3 protein-coding genes are annotated in these 2,219 nt (G+C 54.7%); all 3 read right to left on the reverse strand.

Annotated features, from left to right (window positions below):
- Positions 1-68: 68 nt before the first annotated feature.
- Positions 69-650: an ABC transporter permease gene (locus tag BSZ39_RS12660; RefSeq protein ID WP_222842970.1), complete on the reverse strand. Its 582-nt coding sequence runs from the start codon at positions 648-650 to the stop codon at positions 69-71.
- The gene (locus BSZ39_RS12665) at positions 628-1,584 is read right to left on the reverse strand and encodes an ABC transporter permease (protein WP_187343250.1); all 957 of its coding nucleotides are present in this window, start codon (positions 1,582-1,584) and stop codon (positions 628-630) included. Before BSZ39_RS12665 ends, BSZ39_RS12660 begins: the two co-directional genes overlap by 23 nt.
- 35 nt (positions 1,585-1,619) lie before the next feature.
- Positions 1,620-2,219: periplasmic substrate-binding domain-containing protein (locus tag BSZ39_RS12670; protein ID WP_222842971.1), on the reverse strand; the 600-nt coding region annotated here is incomplete at its 5' end.

Here is a 2,219-nt window from a genome sequence, read left to right on the forward strand (position 1 = left end):
AGTGAGTTGTAGAAGATGAACTCGAGGATCACGCGGTGACCGCCCTGCTGTCCAGCACGACCACCCCGCTACACCACTATGAGGGACTCAACTTGTGGCAAGATGTGCGACCAAAAGACCCGGAGCCGCCCAAACCCAGTGCGACGCGATACCTCCACGTAGGGTTCCGTCGCGAGCTTCATAATCTCGGCTCGGATCAGGCGCGCCAAGCTCGGCCAATGTGTCAGGCCCACCCCCAAAATGACGCCCTTGACTCCGCCGCCCGCTACGAAAGCAATCAGAATCATAAACACGAGGTGTGGCATCCCGATGAACAGATCTATCAGCCACGAGACAATGTGATCAGCCACTGATCCACCAAGGGCAGCAATAGCACCTAAAACGACAGCAATCAACGAACTTAGACCTGCGGTAACCAACCCAATGACCAGTGATAGCCGCATCCCCATCATGGTTCGAGCGAACATATCACGTCCCAACCAATCCGTTCCGAATGGATGTGTTGTGCTGATGAAAAGATTGCGCTGTGCGTATCCTGGCTCAATGCTCGTGGCCGGCAGCAACCAGGAACTCACCAGGACCGTAGCGATTAGCAGGCCGACAAAGACTAGAGAGAACACCAGTCGGTTACGAGGGTTTTGAGAGCGCACGCCGAGACCTCCTCACCCGCGGATCGACGACTTCGGCAACGATATCCGCACATAGATTGCCAAAGAACACGAACAGGCTCGCGATGATAACCGTGCCAAGGAGCAGCGGAACATCGCCGTGTAATCCCGCCTTCGTCATGACCGAACCTAGACCGTGATAAGAAAACACGATTTCCGCCAGAGCCGAGCCACCAAAAAGCTCACTAAAGTAGGCAAACTGAAGCATGGTCACCGGCAGAATCGAGTTACGCCATCCGTGGGCACGGAAGATACGCCAATCTGAAAGCCCCCGGGCGCGGGCGAACAGCACGTAATCACTAGTCAGCACATCATTCATCGTTTCTCTGGTGTGCAATGCAACATTGGCGACTCCAAGAAAGGTGAGAGTCAGGCATGGGAGAACGAAATGCCTTAGCCTATCGGCAAATGTCACGTCGTCACTCATCATCCCGACAGGCGTGGACAGCCCGATCGGGAACCACTGAAGCCAAACGCCAAAGACAATCAGCAGTACGAGCCCAAGAACATAGGACGGGACCGAGACCAGGGTAAATGCGTACCACCGAATCAAACGATCCAAGAACCTTCCCCGACGAAATGCCGCCAGTACACCCAGGGCATACCCGAGCAAGCTGGCTAGCACCCACGAAACCATCATCAGCACCAAAGAATTTAAGAATGCTCTAATGATGACGTCAAGAACGGGCTCGTGGTAAAGAAAACTCGTACCAAAATCACCGGACGCAAGCGCCGTGATCCACAGTCCGAAGCGCGTCGGCAAGGGCTCGTCAAGACCCCACCGGGCGCGCAGCGCCTCTAACTGCGCATCGGTTACGTCATTCCGAGAACCGACGTAGGCCTGAATTGGATCAAGCGGCGAATAGTGAATAAGGACGAAGGTGAGCAGAGTCAATCCCAAAAGCAGGGTGGCCATCCGAAGTACTCTGATGGCCACCCTGTGGCTCAGGTTTAGCCTTTCAGCCGCCACGTTGCAATGTTCCCAAAGAGCTGCCATTCGTGACCGTGGGACTGCAACGGCTGAGTGCCGAGATCCAGATCATTCTTCACGTAGTACACATGATCGAGGCTAACCAACCAGATCAACGGGGCATCCGCAGATGTTGCAAATCCCGTGGAACCATCCCATTGGGCCTTCTTCCACCATTCGTTTGCCTCGTCCTGGCTGCGAGAGTGGAGCGCCTTCTCGAGATACTCATCAACCTTGGGGTTACCATATTGCGCAATGTTGTTGTATCCCACGTTCCATGCCTTCGAGGAGTAGAACGTATAGATCTGACCGGGATGATGACGCCCGCCACCCCACATCACGGCATTAGACTTTCCGAGTTTGTAAATCTCGTCCCATGTGGTTCCAACGGCCTTGATGTCGATGCCGAATTCCTTGGCTTGTTGGGCAGCGGTCAGAGACAAATCACTACGCAGCTGATCTTTGGCATTAAATAGCAGCGTAAAGCGGCTCTTCAGAGTTGAGTGTGGGCACGCCGATCGGGCAGGGGTGTTGGGGATAAGCATCGAGGTCCCTGATGATGAGTGGACTTTAACCCCCCG

This window comes from Bowdeniella nasicola (assembly GCF_001907295.1).
Lineage (GTDB): Bacteria > Actinomycetota > Actinomycetes > Actinomycetales > Actinomycetaceae > Bowdeniella > Bowdeniella nasicola.

Excerpts from the sequence above, each read along its gene's own strand:
- BSZ39_RS12665 (WP_187343250.1), bottom strand. The coding sequence starts at position 1,584 with ATGGCCACCCTGCTTTTGGGATTGACTCTGCTCACCTTCGTCCTTATT.